The organism is Nocardia sp. XZ_19_369 (genome assembly GCF_015355715.1).
Lineage (GTDB): Bacteria > Actinomycetota > Actinomycetes > Mycobacteriales > Mycobacteriaceae > Nocardia.
The window spans coordinates 675,409-693,928 of the sequence record NZ_JACVED010000003.1 but is presented as its reverse complement, the minus strand read 5'-3'; the positions used below and the strand labels follow the sequence as shown (position 1 = coordinate 693,928).

Below are 18,520 nucleotides of genomic sequence, written 5' to 3'. Positions count from 1 at the left end.
CCGAAGGCCGTCCGCATCGAAAGATGCGGGCGGCCTTCGCCGTTCGCGCACCCCGTCCCGCGCACCTCCGGAACCGCTCTCATCGCTGGCTGAACGGAAACTTCTCCAAGTGGTCGAGCAGCTGACCGAACAGCACCGAGATGGCGATGAAGGAAACGAACCAGCGCGCCGCTTGAACCGTCGCCTCCCACGGCCAGCTCCCCCGCCACCCGGGCCGCTGAGGTCCGGCTGTTGCCTCGAGCCAAATTCCCCTGCGGGCCACCGCCCAAGCGGCGATGAACAGGAACGTGGGGAGATAGCCGAACGGCCCCTTGGGCGGGTAATTGCGCCACTCCCCGAAGGCCACCAACATCAGCCCGAGCAATGCCAGTAACAGCGTGAGCCGGGTCGCCCAGATCACCTCCGTCAGCCGCAAAGCCACTCCCACCTGCGCTGATGGACTCGCCGGGCCGGCGAACAGCGCTCGCAGATTGAGCCTGCGCTGTTCGCGAAGCTGCGCGATGAGCTTTCCGATGTCCTCCCGACGTTCGCCGAGCCAGCTCCGCCAGAAGGTGGCGACATTCCGCGGTGGTCGCGCGAAACCCCGGTAGTACAGCAGGCCCCGCACCTGAGATCTGTGCCGCAAGAAACCGCGACCGAAGATGTCGTCTCGCTCTACGAGGTCGCCGCGCCGTATTGTCTGCCAGCGCAGCAACTTACGTCTTTCTCGGTGGTCGCGTCCCCGGCGGCCCGGCCGGTGATGATGACAGCGCTGCCATTCCCCGAGCACGCGATTGCGGCACGGGCGGCCCGTGGTGGTGCGGGGGTAATCGCACAGCACGGGCCACACCTTCCCACGCGACCACCACACCAGCACGGCCAATACCGCCAGGATGATCGGGAAGACGAGTGCGAAGGTCAGCGGCCATGGGATCCCCCAGGGGCTCAGATACTCGAGCACGCCGGCAAAGAGCCCCAACACCCGCCTGAGATGATCGAAGATCTCCCCCATATCGCGATGGTACGGGCCTGCCCATCGCGTCGCGGGCCGATTGACGAGGCGGCTTCGTCAGTTGTCGTAGGAGGCGACGCCGACCGGTCCGGAGCCCAGGCAGGCGACGAGGTGTTCTGTGCGGGAGGAGATTTGGAGGGCAGAGCCGCTGCCTACCAGTCGGACGAAGACGGTGTTGAGTCCTTGGCGGACCGGGACGGCGACGGTTTTGCCGTGCTCGAAAGCTACGGCCAGTTGACCGTCTCGGCTGGCGAGGTAGTTGAGTTGGGCGGTCCATTCGTGCTCGAGCATGGGGCCGTTGAGTGGGACGGGGACTTTGGCGCCACCCTCGATTCGGTAGCCGCAGTGAGGGTCCGGGCCGGGAATGATGTGGCGGTTCCACCAGACCTGCGCTTCGACGAGGGTGCCGCTGTCGGTGATCATGCGCAGGTGCGGGGTGGAGTCGGCGAAGGTGCCCGGTGCGGCGAGGGGTGCGAGGACCTGGCTGGTCAGGTTTTGCGGATAGGCCAGCGGGTTCAGGACGTCCCAGGGGACTTCCTGCTCCAGCAGTGGCACGCCGTCCCAGTGCTCGAGGGCCGACTTCACGTTCGTGACATAGGTTTTGGCCGGGCTGGGGCGCCAGGATCGGACGAAGGTGTAGGTGGAGCACAGGCTACTGACGACGAAAAGCACCACCAGCGGTAGCGCGATGCGCGGGCCGAGGTGCGTGCTGCCGCGCGGACTCGCCCGCAGTAACAACGCACCCAGGACCGCCAATGTCACGCCGAGGTCGGCGAAGTAGCGCAGCGACTGCATGAGTTCGGCCGCGGTGTTCGGACCGCCGCGAACGAGCGCCACGGGCACCTGCATCAGCAGCACATAGGCTGCCGCGAGCAACCAGACCGGCCACACCCGGCGGCGTACCCGAATCGACAGTGCCACAATCGAAATCAGCACCACCCACGCCGCGATCACTGCCCCGCCCGGCGGATCGGCCCACGGCGCGGCGGGCAACCAACGCTCCCACCGCCACGGTCCGCCGACCAATGCGGGCACCACGCCGAGCGAGGTCGTGTTGGGCAGCCAGTCGCGCATGCCCTGCGGATTGTTGTGCACCCCGGAAACGCCGACCACCGCCAGATACCCCGCCAGCCAGCAGAGCAGCACCAGGCCCGATCCCACCCACAACCGCAGGCCGCGCCGCAGCACCGCGCGAACGGCGGATTCCCGCCCGTCGACATAGTGGGCAAGCACCGCGACGGCGAACGCGACGAACGGGACGATCACCGACTTCTCGAAGAACAACAGCGCCACCGCGAGCACGACGATCCCGGACCAGGCGTATCGGCGCCGCCCGCTGCGCATCAGAAGCAGTGCGTCCCCGATCACCCAGGCGAGCGCGAATTGCAGTGGCAGCGCGTTCAACGCGGCCGCCCACCAGGCGAACGCAGGCAACGTCACCGGTGCGAACAGAAAGAACGTGAACGGGACGAGCAGCACCCATCGGGCGCCGAGCAGGATCCACAACACGCGGAGCACCGCCAGCGACACCGCGAGCTGCCACACCAGCAGCGAAATCACCGGCCCGGCCCAGACGAAGGGCGCCGCCTTCGTCACCACCCAGGCGGTGACGAAGGCGAGCGGCATGAAATGCCCGTCGTGGTCGTGCAACAGCAGGTCCGCGGAGAGCAGCGGATATCGGCCCGCCCGGCCGACCAGGATGAGGTCGTCCCAGTAGAAATAGCCGCTATCCGCCACCCAACCGCGGAGCGCGAGTTGCAGCAGGATCAAACATCCCGCAGCGACGACAACGGATGGCACGCGACCGAACCGACGCCGAACCGGCGGCACCGCCGAACGCGGGATGGGCACAACCCTCGTCGGCACGATCGCGGCGGTGTCCATGCCGACTCACCCTAGGCCCTGGATCGAAGTCCGGCCGGAGGCGCCGGACAGGACTTCGACACCGGATTAAATGGCGTGTTGCCCATGCCCAACTGCGGCGCTGTTGTCAGGCCGCGTATCCGGTCGCCTTGTCGATCTCGACGCGGACCGCGACCCGGACCTGACCCAGCGCGGGCTCGTCGTGGTCCTTGCCGTCGTACTTCCACGACAGCCGGTGGCCGACCCGGAGATCGTCGTCGTGGGTGATGGTGGCCCGGCCGCGCAGCTCGACGTAGTTCTCGCCGTCGGCGAAGTCGAGCACGGTCACGCTGACGCGCGGGTCGCGCAGCATGTTGCGGTGCTTGAGCCTGCCTTCCAGGGTGGAGAACAGCAGGTCGTCACCGTCGCGCAGCACCCACATCACGGAGGTCTGCGGACTGCCGTCGGCGTTGAGAGTGGCCAGGACCGCGTAGTTCTTGCCGTCGAGCAGGGCGATGGTGGCGTCGCTGAGCGTGATTCCCATGCGGTGGACAGTAATGGCGCGCCGAACAACCGGCTCACCGCTCCTTGCGATAGCAATGTGCCATCAATCCCGGAGGGTTGCCGGTAGGTTGATCTTGAACGTGCTCGCCGGACACATCGTCGGCCACGCCACGACGCCGTCGTGCGCAGGCCCGGGAGGAAGGCGCTCAACCCATGTACGTGCTCCGAACGGCGATCGCCACCACCATGCTGACCTGTCCCGCGCTCGTCGCGGCGGCCGCAACGGCCTCGGCCCCGACCAGCGCCGCGCACCAGCATTCGGTCGCGGCATACGCGACCTCGGCGGTCGTCACGACACACGCTCCGGGCTCCCGCCGCACAGTTCTCAACTCCGTGCTGTTCCCGGGACTCGTTGACACCGCGAGCCCTCGCCGCACGGTACTCAACTCCGTGCTGTTTCCGGGGCTCGTCGACACCGCAGGCCCACTCGGCACCAGTGGCGCGGCATTCGGACTCGGTCTTGCCGCCCTGATCGGCACCGGCAGCGCGGCGTTGGGGACCGGCAGCGTCGCCGCCGCACCGTGGGCCGCCTTCCTCGGCACCGGCAGCGCGGCCGCAGGCACCGGCAGCGCCGCACTCGCACCCCTCGGGGTGGTCCTCGGCGCGGGCGCCGCGCTGCTCGGCACCGGCAGCGCCGCGGCAGGCGCCTCCGGCAGCGTCGCCACCGGCGGACTCGGCACCCCGCTGGCCGTCCTCGGCGCGGGTAGCGCGGCCGCGGGTACCGGTAGCGCGAGCCTGGCGGGCGCGGGTGCGGCTGCCGCACCCTTCGCCGCGATGGCGGGCACCGGTAGCGCGATGGCGGGCACCGGTAGCGTCGCGGCCGTCCCGTTCGGCGTCGCGCTCGGCGCGGGTGTCGCCGCCGGAATCGCCACCGGCAGTGCGGGAATGGCCTCGCTCAGTGCTGCTTCTCCCGTCGCGGGCGAAAAAGCCGACCAGGACAAGACGGGGTCCGGCCTTGATAACGCGAGCCCCGCTGACGAGGCGACTGTCTCGAGTCCCGCCGACAAGACGGGCACCGCCCACCCTGCCGACAAGGCAAGCACCTCGAACTCCGCTGATATGCCGAGTACCTCGAATCCTGCGGACAAGACGAGCACTTCCCACCCGGCCGACACTTCGGCGAGCACCGAATCAACGACATCCGGATACCGCCCGCTGAAGTTGGGGCCATCGACCGGACCGGTTGGGCAACGATTTTCGACGCCACCGCAACGACGTGGTTCAGAACGCTGAGCGCCCCAGCTCACCTCGCCCTTTCGCACTGAACGCGAAGGCCGTCCACGCCGAAAGATATTGGCGGCCTTCGTCTTTCCAGAAGTAGCCGCGGATCTACAGCGCCGCACGGACTTTCGCGGCGAACTCATAGTCCCGCTGCCATTCGGGTCCGGTCGGCACCAGAATCGCTCGCCCTACGCCCCGCGCCGCGAAGGCGGACAGCTGGGCGGCCGCCTCGTCGACATCCGAGGGCAACCCCGGAACCACAGCGGCGACCGAAAGCGGCGCACGGTCGCGCTGCGCGGCGAACTCCTGCAGCTCGGCAACGTCTTTGGTCAACTGCTCCAGACCCGATTGGATGGTGATCCATCCGTCGGCGTAAGTAGCTGCCCTGCGCCGCGCCCGAACGCTGTTGCCCGCCACCAGAACCGGTGGTAGCACCGAACCGGGCGCGAGGGTCACCTCCAGCCCATCGTCCAACACGGTCGGCTGTCCGGTGACGAGCCCGGGCAGCACCTGCAACGCCTCGTCGGTGCGCCGACCACGGTCGGCGTAGGAGGCACCCGCCGCGCGCCACCCGATGTCGCCGTGCGCCGGATTCCCGGTGCCGACACCGACAACGAGCCGGTTGCCGGACAGCTGTTGCAGGGTACTGATCTGTTTGGCGGCCCAGGCGACCGGACGCAGCGCCAGCAGCATGACGTTGAAGCCGATACCGATGCGCTCGGTGACCGCCGCGGCGGTGGCCAGCGTGACGGTGCTGTCCAGCATCGGCGCGCTCGCCATCAGATGATCGGTGGACCAGATCGAATCTAGGCCGAGCTCTTCGGCGAAACGGGCACTCGCTCGCACATCACCCAGGATCGGCTGCGCGGGATCAGGGGTCGAGGTGGGCAGGATTACCCCGATTTCGATGGTCATCTGTAAGTCCGTTCACTCGCTATCGGCTGGTGTATGCCACGCTACGGGCCGACAGTGAGCGTCCCAATGGCCTGTTGGCTCACTGTCATGTCGCAAACGCTCATCGAATCCGACGACGGCGATCAGCCACCCCGCCCGCCGATATACCCTGACGTATGGGTCTGTCGCGACGGCAACTGTTGAGATTCGGGGGTGCCGGGTCGGCTGCGGTGCTGGTGGGCGCCGCGGCGGCCAGTAGCGGGCCGTTCCGGGTGCCACGCTGGTCCGACGATCCGTTCAGCCTCGGGGTCGCGTCGGGAGAGCCGACGGCCGACGGGGTGGTGTTGTGGACGCGGCTCGCACCGGACCCGTTCGCGCCGGATGGGTTGGGCGGCATGCCGTTACGGCCGGTGACCGTGGAATACGAAGTCGCGCACGACGAGAACTTCCGGCAGGTGGTGACGCGCGGGACCGCGGTCGCGACGCGCGAGTTGGCGCACAGCGTGCACCCGGAGGTCACCGGGCTGGCGCCGGATCGCTGGTACTTCTATCGGTTCCGGGCCGGGTCGGTGCTCTCGCCGGTCGGGCGAACACGTACCGCACCGCTGCCGGGGCAGCCCACCGCACGGATGCGGTTCGCCTTCGCCTCGTGCCAATCCTGGAGTTCCGGCTACTACACCGCGTACCAGCACATGAGCGACGAAGACCTCGATTTGGTGGTGCATCTCGGCGACTACATCTACGAACGTGGCTGGAATCGCGGCCGCGCGGGAATGTCGATGGAACCCCATCTGCAGGCCGAAGCCGTAGATCTGGCCGGCTATCGGCTGCGGTACGCCCAGGCCAAAGCCGACGAACCGCTGCGGGCCGCGCATGCCGCCTTTCCCTGGCTGGTCACCATGGACGATCACGAGATCGACAACAACTGGGCGGGCGAGGCGCCGGGGCTCGGCTTCGACATCTATCGGATCCCGGCGGTGTTCCGCCGGCGCAAAGCCGCTGCCTTCCAAGCCATGTACGAACACCAACCGCTGCGGATCGCCCAGCTGCCCGCCGGGCCGAGCATGCACCTGCACCGCCGCTACGGCTTCGGTGACCTGGCCCAGATCACCATGCTCGACACCCGGCAATACCGCGACAAGCAGGCCTGCGGCGACGGCAACACCGTCATCGACTGCACCGACCGGTTCGCCGCCGACCGCACGATATTGGGTGCACGGCAACGCGATTGGCTGATCGACGGTTTCACCACCTCGCCGGCCCGCTGGCAGATCCTCGGCAACCAGGTTTCGATGGGCCAGTCCGACCAGGATGCCGGACCGGTCACCGCTGTCGGCACCGACTCCTGGGACGGATACGTCCCCGACCGCAACGCCGTACTCGGCGCCGCCGCCGACCGCAATGTGGCCAACCTCGTCGTGATCACCGGCGACCGCCACCAGAACCACGCGGCCGATCTGCGCCGCGACTTCGCCGACCCCGAATCCCCGGTCGTGGCATCGGAATTCATCGGAACGTCGATCTCCAGCGGCGGCGACGGCGCCGACATGACCGAATCGGGCCGCAACCTCCTCGCCGCCAACCCCGACCTCAAATTCTTCAACTCCCAACGCGGCTACGTCCGCGTCGAACTGGACCACAGCCTGTGGCGCAACGACTTCCGGGTCGTTCCCTACATTCGCCGCCCAGGCGCCGCAATCCACACGCGCGCCAGTTTCGTGGTGCAGGACGGAGTTCCGGGTGTCACGCAGGCCTCGGAATCGGACAGCTCGTCTCAGCCACCCGACCCCGGTGTGACGGCGAGCCCGCCGGACAGCGGCCCGCGATAACCGCGGCATTCAGCTACGGCAGTGAAGGGCAGCACGTACCGAAGCTGAATGTCTACTGAGCCAAGGTGTTTCACGCGGTAGCCAGCTGGCGTGCCACCGGAACGGCGTCGCCCGCAGTCCGCCCGAACCCCTTGCCGATCAGGTACACCGCCAGGCTCACCTCCCACGCGAAGACCGGCAGCGCGGCGACGGATCCCCACGCGGAGAGCTGATCGTAGAGCCCGAACAGCACGGCGGTCGCCGATACGCAGATGAGCGGGCCGCCGATCAAACCGAGCACGGCGATGCGCCGTGGCACCAACCGGGAGCGGTACATCAGGGTGGCCAGCAACAGACTGTTCGCGCCGAGGATGAAGTTCGGCCCGAGCAAGAAGGTCCAATCATGGACGGCGACAAGGGCTTTGCTCACGGCGACCAGCGTCGGATCATCGATCCCCGCATTACCTCTGCGCAATGTCACGACCGACAGCACACTCACGGTGCCCATCGCGATGACAGCACCCTCGAGCAGCCGAGCGCACAGATAGCCGAGCGCCAGGCTCTTGCCGTACGGCTCCAGCACCGGATACAGCGTGGTCGCGGTGCCGATGACAGCCGCAACGAGCACGAGTTCGAGCAGCCCACCCAGCAGCACGCGACCGTCCGAGCCCGCGCCGACAACGTAATTCGCATCGGTCAGCACCGGCTGATACAGCAGCAGGCCGGCCACCGCGGCGACCTCGGTGATCAGGAAGAGCACACCCGCGACCACCGCCGTCGTTCTCCTCGAGTTCATGGGGACTCCTCCACTGCACACTGAGGTGTACGACGGACACCTCTTCTGCCGAGAACCCTAAGGTGTACGCTGTACACCCGTCAAGAGGAGAGCGCTGAATGGCCAACCGGGACACCGCCGCACCCCGCACCCCGCTGAACAGAGAGCGCGTGCTGCGCGCCGCCGTCGCGCTCGCCGACGCGGCAGGCCTCGACACCCTGAGCATGCGCAACCTCGCGCAGGAACTCGGCGTCGTGCCGATGGCGCTGTACAAGCACGTCGCGAACAAGGACGAGTTGCTCGACGGCATGGTCGATCTGCTGGTCACGGAGATCGGTCCACCCGAGGCCGGGCTCGACTGGAAGCCCGCGGTACGGCAGCGAATCCTGGTGGCGCGGCGCACCCTTCAGCGGCACCCGTGGGCGTCCCGGGTGATCGAATCCCGCCCGGCACCGACCCCGGCCGTGCTTACGTACCTGGATTCGATGATCGGGATGTTCCGCGCGGGCGGCCTCTCCGTCGACCTGACCCATCACGTGATGCACGCACTGGGCAGCCGCGCGTTCGGCTTCACCCAGGAGCTGTTCGACACCGCACCGAGCCCGGACCCGCAGACGCAAGCCGCCGCCTTGCCCGACATGTCGTCCAGATATCCGCACATCGCCGAGATCGCGGCGCGGGCCGCACACGACGACCAGTCCGTGGTCGGTCCGGGCTGTGACGATCAGTTCGAGTTCGAATTCGCCCTCGACCTGCTGTTGGACGGTTTCGAGCGGCTGTGGCGGCAGGGCTGGAGTTCTACCGCCTGAGGCCGCCTCGCCCGCGGCGATCAGCCCGTGTTTCCAGTGCGGTGTCCGAGGGTAAGGGTCGGCGCGCTGGCCCAGGCCTCGCCCGCGATCACCACGTGATCGAGAAAGCGGAGGCCGACGGTGCGGGCGGCTTCGGCGAGCAGGGTGCTGGCGCGGCGGTCGTCGAGGCTGGGGGTCGGATCGCCGGAGGGGTGGTTGTGCACGACGGCGAAGGCGCGGCCGTCGTGGCGCAGCACGGTGTTCAGGATCTCGCGGACCGGGACCGCCACCTGGTCGACGGCGCCCTCGGCGACGAATACCTTCTGCCGCAACTGGTTCTGGGCGTCACAGACCAGCACGAGGAGCCGCTCGACGCGGGCGCCGGTGAACAGGGGGCGGGCCGCCGCGGCGACATCCGCCGCGTCGCCAAGCCGAGGCAGGGTGTCGGTGCCGCCGCGGGCGCGGGAGCCGAGGTGGAACGCGGCGATGACGGCTGCGGCCTTCGCCACCCCGACACCGGCCCGGCGGGACAACTCTTCGGGCCTGGCCGCCGCCAATCCGGCCAGCCCGCCGTGTTCGACGAGTAGTTCCACCGCGAGGTCCAGCGCGCTGGCGCCGCGCCTGCCGTGCCGTAACAGCAAGGCCAGCAATTCGACATCGCTGAGCGACTGCGGGCCGAGGGCGAGCAGGCGCTCGCGTGGCCGTTGCTCGACGGGTACATCGAGGAGAGAGACCGGCATCGTTCCACCCCTTGGTCACGGCGACAGTGTCACGGAGTGTGCCAGGCCCTACCGACATGTCGGCCACGGACGCGGGGTCGCCCGAGTTGTCCGATCCTGCCGATTGCACATCGGCGTCCGTCGGGCAGACTGAGTGCGTCGAACGAGTACAGGGGCAATGAATGTTCACACCGCGCAAAGGAACCGCGGCATCGACGCGCGTCACGCCGCTGCCCGTGCTGATCGCCGCGCTCGCGCTGCTGGCGACGGCCTGCGCCGCCGACCGGGACCCCGTCGCACCGCCCGCCCCCACCCTCGATCGGTACTACCAGCAAACCCTGGCGTGGGGCTCGTGCGAGGGCTATCAGGGCGGCGCCGAGCTCGGCGCGGCAGGCATCGAATGCGCGCGTATGACGGTGCCGATCGACTACGGCAGACCGGACGGCGAGACCGCGCGGATCGCGATCTCCCGGCTGCGCGCCACCGGCACCAAGGTCGCGGCGCTGGTGACCAACCCCGGCGGGCCCGGCGCGCCGGGACTGAGTCTGCCGCTGGCCCTGTCGAAGTCGCCGGTGGCCGAGCGTTTCGACGTGATCGGGATGGACGTGCGCGGGCTCGGTGCCTCCACCCCGCACGTCACCTGCCGTTCGGACGCCGAATTCCAGACGGCGCAGCGGGTGCTGGGCCGGACCGACCCGCTCGCGGAGATCGACCAGATCGAAGAGGAGAACGAGGAATACGCCAACTCGTGCGCGCGGCGGACCGGGCTGACGCTGCTCGGGCATGTCGGCACCGGCGACGTCGCCCGCGATCTGGACGTCGTGCGGGCCGCGCTCGGCGAGCAGAAGCTGACCTACTTCGGCGGGTCCTACGGCACCCGTCTCGGTTCGACCTACGCCGAGCTGTTTCCGGATCGGGTGCGCGCGATGGTCCTGGACGCACCGGTCGATCCCACCACGAACATCGGCGACCCGGTGATCACCGCCGCCGGTTTCCAGCAGGCGTTCGACGCCTACGCCGCCGACTGCGCCAAGGCGCCGGACTGCCCGCTCGGCACCGACCCGCAGAAGGCGAACGAGGTCTACCGCGGTCTGGTCAACCCGCTGATCAAGCGCCCGATCGTCACCGCCGATCGCCGTGGGCTCGACTACGGCGCCGTCGTCACCGCGACGATCGCCTCGCTCTACCACCCCACGTCCTGGCCGAGCCTCACCCAGGGTTTGGCCGAACTCGCCAGGGGCCGGGGCGACGCGCTGCTCGGCGACGCGGGCGCCTACGAGCAAGCCTCCTCCGACGACGTGCATCGGGCGGTGCTCTGCCTGGAGGAGATCCGGGTGACCGACCGGGCCGTCGCGGCCGACATCGATCGCCGATCCCGCGCCGCCGCTCCGGCTTTCGACGACGGCCTGCCCACCGACACGGCTCCCCTGGACGCCTGCGCGTTCTGGCCGGTCCCGCCGACCACTCAACCGCACGTGCCCAACGCGACGGGCCTGCCGAAGCTCGTGGTCGTCGCGGCGACCGGCGATCCGGCGACCCCGTACGCCGGTGGTGTCACGCTCGCCAAAACCCTTGGCGCGGCGCTGATCACCTATGACGGCACCCAGCACGGTGCCGCGTTCGAGGGCATCGCCTGCGTCGACGAGCCGGTACTGAAGTATCTGGTCGACCTGACACCGCCGGCCGATAACCTGCGCTGCTCGGCCGTGCGTCGCTGACTACCCGTCCACGACCACGACCTCCGGGCGCGGCAGGGCGAACAATGCGGTGGCGGCCAGCTTTTCGAGATGGCGCAGCTGACGCTCGTGCACGACGATCCGGCGCAGTGCCTCGTTGATCGTGGCGTTGCTCGTCGAGGTGCCCATCACGGCGGCCGCGGCGGCGAGCAACTTCTGGTCGAGATCGATCCGCACGGATTTCATGCGTCCTCCTTCGTACATTCGCCATTTTGCGCTATTCCGCTCGCTCATGTCTGGCAAATCGTGCAGAGTTCGCCGGATCGACCGCCCCCACCACGAGAATTTCACGGCCACAGCATGTTCGGCGGCTATTACCGAGCCGCTACAGCACGCCCCGCACACACTTGGCATCGTCGCAGGCGCGGGCAGAACGGGGCGTGTATGGCCGCCGACGGGCACTGGTCAGCTCGGCGCCCGAATCCGCCGCCCGATGCCGGTAAGTGCGCAGCACAGCGGGGCCAGCTAGACACTTTGCCAAGCTGCGCGGCCTTTTGTTGTCGCCGGGCCCGAGCGGTGCTTGCATCGAGGTATGTTCACCGAAGCTCAGCTGTACTCACCGGTGACCCGGTCCGGCGACGGCGATGTGACCGTCCACCTGAGCGACGAGCACCCGGGCGTGCACGACTCGGACTACCGGGCCCGTCGCAACGACATCGCCGCGCTCGCGCTCGATTACGCACCGGGTAAACCCGTTCCGCAGATCGCCTATACCGACGAGGAACAGCAGGTCTGGCGGATCGCCTCGGCCGAACTGGCCCGCAAGCACCAGACCTACGCCTGCACCGAGGTGCTGGCGGCCTCGGCGCGCCTCGCGCTGCCCAAGGACCACATCCCCCAGTTGGACGAGGTCTCGGCGGCACTGGTGCCGCTGAGCGGATTCCGCTATGCCCCGGCGGCCGGTCTGGTGCCGCTGCGCCAGTTCTTCGGCTCGTTCGCGGATCGGACCTTCCACTCCACCCAGTACATCCGGCATCATTCGGCGCCGCTGTACACCCCGGAGCCCGATGCCATCCACGAGATCATCGGGCACGCCAATCAGATCGCCAGTCCGCGCTTCGCCGCCATCTACGAGGCGGTCGGCGCGGCGGTCGGGCGGCTGGAGACGGAGCCCGCGCTGAAGTTCCTCGCGAATGTCTTCTGGTTCTCGATGGAGTTCGGCGTGGTCCGGGAGGAAGGCGAGGTCCGTTGCTACGGCGCGGGATTGCTGTCGTCCTACGGCGAGATCGAGGAGTTCCGCCAGGCCGACCTGCGCCCGCTCGACGTCGCCGCGATGGGCACCGCGGTCTACGACATCACCCACTACCAGCCGATCCTGTACTGCGCCGAGTCGATCGCCGAGATCGAGGACGTGATCGGCGGCTTCTTCGCGTCGATGGACGACGAGACGCCGGACCGGCTGCGGCATTCGAGTGCCGCTGGGGCGCAGTAGGTTCGGCAGGCCCGAGCCGCGGCGGGCGGCTCGGACCTAGGCGCCTGCTCGGCCCTGACCGATCGGCAACCCGGCCTCCAGCAGATCCAGCATCCGGCCGACATTGTCGAGATTCAACGGCGTGATGCGCGCGATCGCGAGCCCCGCGCCGGTCAGCGCGCCGGCCAGGACCCGGATATCGAAATCGTCGGGTGTGCCGCCGACCCGTTCGGCCATGACGGCGGACACCATGTCGATGTTGCGTTCCATCTCCAGTCCGATGGCCGACCGCAACTCGGGCACGTGGTAGATCAGCGCCTGACGTTCCTGTTCGAAAGCCTGCTGCTCGGCGGGCAACTCCGCGAACACCGCCGCCATCGCATGGCGAAAGGCAGTCAGCGGCGAGAGTTCGGGCGGCTGCGCCCGGATGGCCTCGATCAGTACCGGATCGAGGTCGTCGGCGAGCACCAGCTGTTCCTTGGTCGGGAAGTAGCGAAAGAACGTGCTCGGCGAGACCTCCGCCGCCGCCGCGATCTGCTCGACGGTGGTCTCGCCGTACCCTTGCTCGCGGAACAGCCGGAACGCTTCCAGTCGAATCGTCCGGCGGGTCCGCTCCTTCTTCCGCTCACGCAGGCCGCGCACGGCTGGTTCTTCTCCGGACAGTTCAACCGACATGCGTCGATTCTGACGTATCGGTTCCCGCGACGCCGCCACGTCCGCCGTCGAGCCGCTCAACGGCCGGTACCGGCACCTCGACAGGTAGCTTCGCGCGCAGGAAAACAACGGCGACCGCAGCCGATACCGCGCACAGCGCCGCGCAGACCCAGAGCATCGCGGCCATGCCACCGACGAACGCGCTCTGCACCTGATGCAGGACCGCCGAGTCACCGAGCTGGTGCGCCGCCGCGACACCGGCGTTCACGCCGTCGGAGATCGGATCGCGGTTCAGCGAGCCGAGCTCCGAGCGGTACCGGGTGGCCAGCACGGTGCCGAGGATCGCGACACCGATGGTGCCGCCCGCCTGGCGCAGCGCCTGGATCAACGCGGAACCGGAGCCGGAACGTTCCTCGGTGAGCTCGCCCATCGCCAGCCCCATAGCGGTCGGCATTGCCAGGCCCATACCCACGCCGAGCAGGGTGGTCCACAGCGCGGTGAAGCCGTAGCCGCTGTCCACCGAGGTCAGCGCGCCCAGTGCGAGCGCACCCGCCAGCAGGGTGAAGCCGAGTCCGAGCATCACCCTGGTCCCCAGTTTCGGCAACGCCCGGTCGACCACCCTGCTGCCGACGATCAACCCGCCGATCAGCGGCAGCAGACGCAGGCCGCTGCCTAGTGCGTCTGTGCCGAGCACCGCTTGGAAGTACTGCGGCGCGGTGAAGAACATGCCGAACATCGCGAAGTTGACGATGATGGAAAGTGCGGTGCCCCAGCGGAATCCGGCGGACTCGAACAGGCTGAGATCGACCAGCGGATGCGCCGTCCTGCGCTGCCAGCCGACGAAGGCGCCGAGCAGCAGCAGGCCGGCCGCGACGATGGCCCAGCCGAGCCCGTTGCCCCAGCCGTACTCACCGATCCGGATGAATCCGTAGGTGAGCCCGAGCATTCCGGCCGCCGACAGCAGCACGCCGGGCACATCGACGCGGAATCTGTTCTCGCTGCGTGACTCCGGGACCAGCGCGAGAACGGCCAGCGCACCGATGATCACCATCGGCACATTGATCAGGAACACCGACCCCCACCAGAAGTTCCGCAGCAGCCAGCCACCGACGATCGGACCGAGCGGCAGGCCGATCGCGGTCGAGGTGATCCAGATGGTGAGTGCGCGCTGCCGGGCCGCCTGCTCCGGAAACAGCGACGGCAGTACGGACATGGACAGCGGAATCATCGCCGCGGCCGCGATGCCGAGCACCACCCGCGCGGCGATCAGCTGACCGGCCGAGGCGGCGAACGCGCAGGCCAGCGACGCGGCACCGAAGACGAGTAGCGCGACGAGCAGGAACTTCTTGCGCCCGTACCGATCGCCGAGCGCACCGGCGGGCAGCATCACACCGGCCAGCGCCAGCGTGTACGCGCTGCTGAACCATTGCAGCGCAGCGGTATTCGCATTCAGGTCGACGGCGAGTGTCGGCAGCGCCACGGTGAGCACCGTGACGTCGAGCCCGATGGTCAGCATCGCCACCGACAGCGCGCCGAGCGCGAGCCAGCGACGAGTCGAGTCGGTCTTCATGACTTTCCAAATTTGATAGTAACTACTTTTTGATAGTAGCTCTCATTTAGTAGCTGCTGTCAATACCCCGCTCCGGCGCGTGCACGGCCGACTCGCCGCGAAATCGCTAGGCTCGCGAACGATGAAGATCCGGGACTCGCGCCGCCGCGCCACACTTCGCCTCGGTTCCGCACTGGCCGCAGTGGCCGTGATCGCGGGCTCGGCCGCCACACCGTCGTTCGCCGCGCCGTCGTCGAGCCCGACGACGACGCCGTTCAGCACCCCGAACACCGACGGCTGCCCGCAGAAGACGCGCCCGCCCGCGCCGATCGACGAGTCCGAGGTCCCGGCGCCCGGGGAGCCGACGCCCACCGCGCTGCCCATCCCGACGCCACCGGTCGGCGGTGGCCGGCTGGGTGAATGCGGCCTGGTGCTGCCAAAGGGCGCACCCGCTGTGCCGCAGGATATTTCGGCGACCTCCTGGCAGGTGGCGGACCTGGACTCCGGCGAGGTGCTCGCGGCCAAGGACCCGCACGGCCGCTACCGGCCCGCCAGCACCATCAAGGTGCTGCTCGCCACGATCGCCCTGCGCACACTGGATTTGAACAAGGTGATCATCGGCACCCAGGACGATGCGAACGCGGACGGCACCCGGGTCGGCATCGGGCCCGGCGGCCGCTACACCAACCGCCAGCTCATGCAGGGCCTGATCATGGCCTCCGGCAATGACGCGGCCCATGCCATCGCTACTCAGCTGGGCGGCGAGGCGGCCACGGTGGCGAAGATGAACGAGCTCGCTAAGTCGTTGGGCGCCTTGGACACTCGCACGGCTACCCCCTCCGGCCTCGACGGTCCCGGCATGAGCACCTCGGCCTACGACCTGTCGGTGCTGTTCCGCGAGGCGATGACCATTCCGTTGTTCGCCGAACTCATCCACACCGAACAGGTCGACTTCCCCGGCTACCCCGCCAACCCGAAGATCGAGGGCGACAAGGACCATCCCGGCTTCCCCATCGGCAACGACAACCACCTGCTCTACGACTACGACGGCGCCATCGGCGGCAAGACCGGGTTCACCGACGACGCCAGGCAGACCTTCGTCGCCGCCGCCGAACGCGACGGCCGCCGACTCGTGGTCACCCTGCTCAAAGCCGACGTCCGCCCGCTGCGCCCCTCGGATCAGGCGGCCCGCCTGCTCGACTACGGCTTCGCACTACCCCGAGGCACGTCGGTCGGCAAACTCCCCGACCCGAACCGCAAGCAACCGAAAGTTGGTGCGACCCTTGCCTCCCCGCCGCCCAAGGAGCAGGAGACGCAGCCGCTGGCCGACGAGGACCATGGCGACGACCGCACCGTGTGGGTCGTCGGCGGCGTCATTCTGGTGCTCGCCCTGCTGCTCGGTGCGCGCCGGATGAACCGGCGGCGCTGACCCCTACAGGCCGACGCCGGGTTCAGTGCCCGCGTGGTCGGCGCAGCAGCGAGAGGGCAAGGGCGGCAAGGGCTCCCGCCCCGAAGAAGGTCGCGCCCGCGCCGACGGAGAGTTCACGGACCGACGTGCGCGGGCTGATGACGGCGGCGGGCGGTGCGGGGATCTCCGCTTCGGGTTCGTTGTCGGAGGCGGTGGCGGCCCAGGCCGTGGCGAACAGGATGATGCGGTAGGTGACGTAGCTGAAGACCATCAGGCCGATGATCGAGCCGAAGGCGGCGCCCGCCGGGCTGCTCAGCACCGTTTGCAGATAGATCGACGCGACGAACTTGAAGATCTCGAACACGACGGCGGCGAGCGCGGCGGCCTTGGCGGCGCTGGCCAGGGTGACCGGTTCGCGCGGCAGGCGGGCGATGATCCAGGCGAACACCGCCCAGGAGGCGAGGAAGCCCAGAAAGATCGACGCGATGGCCAGCAGGAAACGCGCGCCGGGCAGGTGCGAGAGGCCGAGGCTGACCAGCAACCGGGCACCGAGCGTGCTGGAGCCGAGCGCGGAAAGACCAAGGGAGACAACGAAGGCCAAGCCGAGGCCGAGCAGCGCGCCGAGGTCGGACAGCTTGGCCAGGAACCAGTTCTGCTCCTCGCTCTTCTGCTCCCACTGCTCGGTCAGCGCCGCACGCAGGTTCGCCATCCAGCCGAGGCCGGTATAGAACCCCGCGAGCAGGCCGAGGATGCCGACGGTGCCGCGCGAGTCGACGGCCTGGTCGATCAGATCGTTCAGTTGGGTGCCGAGCGAACCCGAAATGTTGTCGACGATCTTGGTCTGTAGCTCACCGAGCAGCTCCGGGTGGCTCGACAGCACGAAACCCGCGACCGCGAAGGCGACCATCAGCAGCGGAAACAGCGACAGCACGGTGAAATACGTGATGCCCGCCGCGTAGTAGTCGCCACGCTGCCGCTGATACCGCCCGCCCGCGCGCACCAGATGGTCCAGCCATGGCCGGGCCTGGATTCGTCGTTCGAGCCACGCCTTGATGTTGTCGATCACCTGCACCTGTTCGCCCCTTCAGGAGAGATCTCGCAGGCGCCCGACCGCTACCGGGCCAGCAGGCCCATGCGGTCGTATACCTGTGCGAGGGTGTTGCCGGCGATCTCTCGCGCGCGCTCGGCACCGGCGGCGAGGATACGGTCGAGTTCGCCCTGATCCGACAAATACTCTTGCACCTTCGCCTGCAATGGCGTGACAAATTCGACCAGCGCGTCGGCGACGTCGGCTTTCAGATCACCGTAACCCTTGCCCGCGTAATCCTGTTCGAGCGTCACGATCGGGTTGCCGGTCAGTGAGCTCAGGATCACCAGCAGGTTGCTCACGCCCGGCTTCTGCTCCGGGTCGTAGCGGATCTCGCGCTCGGTGTCGGTGACGGCCGAGCGGATCCGCTTGGCGCTGATCTTCGGATCGTCGAGCAGGTTGATCAGGCCTGCGTCGGAGGCGGCGGACTTGCTCATCTTCGAGGTCGGATCCTGCAGATCGTAGATCTTGGCGGTGCCCTTGACGATGTGCGCCTCCGGCACCACGAACGTCTTCTTGAACCGGGTGTTGAAGCGTTGCGCCAGGTTTCGGGTCAGCTCCAGATGCTGGCGCTGGTCCTCGCCGACCGGCACCTGATGCGGGCGATAGAGCAGGATGTCCGACGCCATCAGCACCGGATAGGTGAACAGCCCGACCGACGCGTTCTCCGAACCCTGCTTGACCGACTTGTCCTTGAACTGCGTCATCCGGCTCGCCTCACCGAAACCGGTGATGCAGCTGAGCACCCAGGCCAGCTCGGCGTGCTCGGGCACCTGGCTCTGCACGAACAGCGTCGACTTCTTCGGATCGATGCCGATGGCGAGCAGCTGCGCCACGGCGGCCCTCGTCTGGGCCCGCAGCGCCTTCGGGTCCTGCGGAACGGTGATCGCGTGCAGGTTCGGGATGAAGTACAGCGCGTCGTAGTCGTCCTGCATGGTCACCCAGTACTGCAGCGCCCCAAGGTAGTTGCCGAGGTGGAACGAGGTGCCGGTGGGCTGGATCCCGGAAAGGACCCGCTGCTTGCGTTCAGCGGCCGGGGTTTCTGCAGGAACGGACATGCCCCGATCTTTCCA

17 protein-coding genes are annotated in these 18,520 nt (G+C 68.3%); 6 read left to right on the top strand and 11 right to left on the bottom strand.

Annotation, left to right across the window (positions count from 1 at the left end):
• Nucleotides 1–79 precede the first annotated feature (79 nt).
• The 3 genes from IBX18_RS14605 to IBX18_RS14595 all read right to left on the bottom strand — a co-directional run bounded on the left by IBX18_RS14605 (nt 80) and on the right by IBX18_RS14595 (nt 3,377).
• On the bottom strand, nt 80–991 hold the full coding sequence (locus tag IBX18_RS14605) for a hypothetical protein (RefSeq protein WP_194834188.1): 912 nt from the start codon (nt 989–991) through the stop codon (nt 80–82).
• A 57-nt stretch (nt 992–1,048) separates the two neighbouring features.
• Nucleotides 1,049–2,875 carry a hypothetical protein gene (locus tag IBX18_RS14600; protein WP_228540949.1) on the bottom strand — a complete coding sequence of 609 codons (1,827 nt, stop codon included), beginning with the start codon at nt 2,873–2,875 and terminating at the stop codon, nt 1,049–1,051.
• 106 nt (nt 2,876–2,981) lie between these two features.
• On the bottom strand, nt 2,982–3,377 hold the full coding sequence (locus IBX18_RS14595) for a PPOX class F420-dependent oxidoreductase (protein WP_194834187.1): 396 nt from the start codon (nt 3,375–3,377) through the stop codon (nt 2,982–2,984).
• A 173-nt stretch (nt 3,378–3,550) separates the two neighbouring features.
• Between IBX18_RS14595 and IBX18_RS14590 the strand changes: the two genes are divergently transcribed.
• Entirely contained in the window at nt 3,551–4,630 is a 1,080-nt protein-coding gene (locus IBX18_RS14590) for a hypothetical protein (protein ID WP_194834186.1), read from the top strand.
• 96 nt (nt 4,631–4,726) lie between these two features.
• Here the strand turns inward: IBX18_RS14590 and IBX18_RS14585 are convergent, their stop codons facing one another.
• Nucleotides 4,727–5,533: an LLM class flavin-dependent oxidoreductase gene (locus IBX18_RS14585; RefSeq protein WP_194834185.1), complete on the bottom strand. Its 807-nt coding sequence runs from the start codon at nt 5,531–5,533 to the stop codon at nt 4,727–4,729.
• 155 nt (nt 5,534–5,688) lie between these two features.
• On the opposite strand from IBX18_RS14585, the gene IBX18_RS14580 reads away from it, so the two are divergent.
• Entirely contained in the window at nt 5,689–7,341 is a 1,653-nt protein-coding gene (locus tag IBX18_RS14580) for an alkaline phosphatase (RefSeq protein WP_194834184.1), read from the top strand.
• Between the two features lie 70 nt (nt 7,342–7,411).
• Here the strand turns inward: IBX18_RS14580 and IBX18_RS14575 are convergent, their stop codons facing one another.
• The gene (locus IBX18_RS14575) at nt 7,412–8,116 is read right to left on the bottom strand and encodes a DUF4386 domain-containing protein (protein ID WP_194834183.1); all 705 of its coding nucleotides are present in this window, start codon (nt 8,114–8,116) and stop codon (nt 7,412–7,414) included.
• 98 nt (nt 8,117–8,214) lie between these two features.
• Here IBX18_RS14575 and IBX18_RS14570 point away from each other — a divergent pair, with 98 nt between their 5' ends.
• Nucleotides 8,215–8,904, top strand: coding sequence for a TetR/AcrR family transcriptional regulator (locus IBX18_RS14570; RefSeq protein WP_194834182.1), 690 nt, complete (start codon nt 8,215–8,217; stop codon nt 8,902–8,904).
• Nucleotides 8,905–8,924: 20 nt separating this feature from the next.
• Here the strand turns inward: IBX18_RS14570 and IBX18_RS14565 are convergent, their stop codons facing one another.
• The gene (locus tag IBX18_RS14565) at nt 8,925–9,623 is read right to left on the bottom strand and encodes a RadC family protein (protein WP_194834181.1); all 699 of its coding nucleotides are present in this window, start codon (nt 9,621–9,623) and stop codon (nt 8,925–8,927) included.
• A gap of 161 nt (nt 9,624–9,784) precedes the next feature.
• On the opposite strand from IBX18_RS14565, the gene IBX18_RS14560 reads away from it, so the two are divergent.
• On the top strand, nt 9,785–11,320 hold the full coding sequence (locus tag IBX18_RS14560) for an alpha/beta hydrolase (RefSeq protein WP_194834180.1): 1,536 nt from the start codon (nt 9,785–9,787) through the stop codon (nt 11,318–11,320).
• Here IBX18_RS14560 and IBX18_RS14555 read toward each other — a convergent pair whose 3' ends face one another.
• Nucleotides 11,321–11,524 carry a type II toxin-antitoxin system VapB family antitoxin gene (locus IBX18_RS14555; protein WP_107654306.1) on the bottom strand — a complete coding sequence of 68 codons (204 nt, stop codon included), beginning with the start codon at nt 11,522–11,524 and terminating at the stop codon, nt 11,321–11,323.
• A gap of 346 nt (nt 11,525–11,870) precedes the next feature.
• Between IBX18_RS14555 and IBX18_RS14550 the strand changes: the two genes are divergently transcribed.
• On the top strand, nt 11,871–12,770 hold the full coding sequence (locus IBX18_RS14550) for a phenylalanine 4-monooxygenase (protein WP_194834179.1): 900 nt from the start codon (nt 11,871–11,873) through the stop codon (nt 12,768–12,770).
• Between the two features lie 36 nt (nt 12,771–12,806).
• Here IBX18_RS14550 and IBX18_RS14545 read toward each other — a convergent pair whose 3' ends face one another.
• Nucleotides 12,807–13,424 carry a TetR family transcriptional regulator gene (locus IBX18_RS14545; RefSeq protein ID WP_194834178.1) on the bottom strand — a complete coding sequence of 206 codons (618 nt, stop codon included), beginning with the start codon at nt 13,422–13,424 and terminating at the stop codon, nt 12,807–12,809.
• Nucleotides 13,414–14,973 carry an MFS transporter gene (locus tag IBX18_RS14540; protein WP_194834177.1) on the bottom strand — a complete coding sequence of 520 codons (1,560 nt, stop codon included), beginning with the start codon at nt 14,971–14,973 and terminating at the stop codon, nt 13,414–13,416. The genes IBX18_RS14545 and IBX18_RS14540 overlap by 11 nt, the downstream gene beginning before the upstream one ends.
• Nucleotides 14,974–15,094: 121 nt before the next feature.
• Between IBX18_RS14540 and IBX18_RS14530 the strand changes: the two genes are divergently transcribed.
• Complete coding sequence (locus IBX18_RS14530) at nt 15,095–16,381, top strand: serine hydrolase (RefSeq protein WP_228540947.1); 1,287 nt, start codon at nt 15,095–15,097, stop codon at nt 16,379–16,381.
• Between the two features lie 22 nt (nt 16,382–16,403).
• On the opposite strand, the gene yhjD is transcribed toward IBX18_RS14530, so the two are convergent.
• The gene (gene yhjD / locus IBX18_RS14525; RefSeq protein WP_194834175.1) at nt 16,404–17,432 is read right to left on the bottom strand and encodes an inner membrane protein YhjD; all 1,029 of its coding nucleotides are present in this window, start codon (nt 17,430–17,432) and stop codon (nt 16,404–16,406) included.
• A gap of 41 nt (nt 17,433–17,473) precedes the next feature.
• Nucleotides 17,474–18,505, bottom strand: a complete 1,032-nt coding sequence (gene trpS / locus IBX18_RS14520) for a tryptophan--tRNA ligase (RefSeq protein ID WP_107654300.1) — start codon at nt 18,503–18,505, stop codon at nt 17,474–17,476.
• Nucleotides 18,506–18,520 lie beyond the last annotated feature (15 nt).

Bases quoted from the DNA above. Each gene is read 5' to 3' on its own strand.
- IBX18_RS14605 (WP_194834188.1), bottom strand. From the start codon at position 991: ATGGGGGAGATCTTCGATCATCTCAGGCGGGTGTTGGGGCTCTTTGCC.
- IBX18_RS14600 (WP_228540949.1), bottom strand. From the start codon at position 2,875: ATGGACACCGCCGCGATCGTGCCGACGAGGGTTGTGCCCATCCCGCGT.
- IBX18_RS14595 (WP_194834187.1), bottom strand. From the start codon at position 3,377: ATGGGAATCACGCTCAGCGACGCCACCATCGCCCTGCTCGACGGCAAG.
- IBX18_RS14590 (WP_194834186.1), top strand. From the start codon at position 3,551: ATGTACGTGCTCCGAACGGCGATCGCCACCACCATGCTGACCTGTCCC.
- IBX18_RS14585 (WP_194834185.1), bottom strand. From the start codon at position 5,533: ATGACCATCGAAATCGGGGTAATCCTGCCCACCTCGACCCCTGATCCC.
- IBX18_RS14580 (WP_194834184.1), top strand. From the start codon at position 5,689: ATGGGTCTGTCGCGACGGCAACTGTTGAGATTCGGGGGTGCCGGGTCG.
- IBX18_RS14575 (WP_194834183.1), bottom strand. From the start codon at position 8,116: ATGAACTCGAGGAGAACGACGGCGGTGGTCGCGGGTGTGCTCTTCCTG.
- IBX18_RS14570 (WP_194834182.1), top strand. From the start codon at position 8,215: ATGGCCAACCGGGACACCGCCGCACCCCGCACCCCGCTGAACAGAGAG.
- IBX18_RS14565 (WP_194834181.1), bottom strand. From the start codon at position 9,623: ATGCCGGTCTCTCTCCTCGATGTACCCGTCGAGCAACGGCCACGCGAG.
- IBX18_RS14560 (WP_194834180.1), top strand. From the start codon at position 9,785: ATGTTCACACCGCGCAAAGGAACCGCGGCATCGACGCGCGTCACGCCG.
- IBX18_RS14555 (WP_107654306.1), bottom strand. From the start codon at position 11,524: ATGAAATCCGTGCGGATCGATCTCGACCAGAAGTTGCTCGCCGCCGCG.
- IBX18_RS14550 (WP_194834179.1), top strand. From the start codon at position 11,871: ATGTTCACCGAAGCTCAGCTGTACTCACCGGTGACCCGGTCCGGCGAC.
- IBX18_RS14545 (WP_194834178.1), bottom strand. From the start codon at position 13,424: ATGTCGGTTGAACTGTCCGGAGAAGAACCAGCCGTGCGCGGCCTGCGT.
- IBX18_RS14540 (WP_194834177.1), bottom strand. From the start codon at position 14,973: ATGAAGACCGACTCGACTCGTCGCTGGCTCGCGCTCGGCGCGCTGTCG.
- IBX18_RS14530 (WP_228540947.1), top strand. From the start codon at position 15,095: ATGAAGATCCGGGACTCGCGCCGCCGCGCCACACTTCGCCTCGGTTCC.
- trpS (WP_107654300.1), bottom strand. From the start codon at position 18,505: ATGTCCGTTCCTGCAGAAACCCCGGCCGCTGAACGCAAGCAGCGGGTC.